General features: G+C 57.8%; 1 protein-coding gene. It reads right to left on the bottom strand.

All coding sequences use genetic code 11. The annotated features are described in order from the left end of the window. Window positions 1-154 precede the first annotated feature (154 nt). On the bottom strand, window positions 155-283 hold the full coding sequence (locus tag RFX69_RS05370) for a hypothetical protein (RefSeq protein ID WP_003806876.1): 129 nt from the start codon (window positions 281-283) through the stop codon (window positions 155-157). Between the last annotated feature and the right edge of the window lie 44 nt (window positions 284-327).

Genomic DNA, 327 nt, shown 5'->3' with positions numbered 1-327 from the left:
CGAAACCCGACAGGACTATAAAGATACCAGGCGTTTCCCCCTGGAAGCTCCCTCGTGCGCTCTCCTGTTCCGACCCTGCCGCTTACCGGATACCTGTCCGCCTTTCTCCCTTCGGGAAGCGTGGCGCTTTCTCATAGCTCACGCTGTAGGTATCTCAGTTCGGTGTAGGTCGTTCGCTCCAAGCTGGGCTGTGTGCACGAACCCCCCGTTCAGCCCGACCGCTGCGCCTTATCCGGTAACTATCGTCTTGAGTCCAACCCGGTAAGACACGACTTATCGCCACTGGCAGCAGCCACTGGTAACAGGATTAGCAGAGCGAGGTATGTA

The organism is Acinetobacter sp. 148 (assembly GCF_031196675.1).
Taxonomy (GTDB): Bacteria; Pseudomonadota; Gammaproteobacteria; order Pseudomonadales; family Moraxellaceae; genus Acinetobacter; species Acinetobacter baumannii.
Note: the sequence above shows the minus strand (reverse complement) of the source record. Positions and strands in the feature narration are given on the sequence as shown.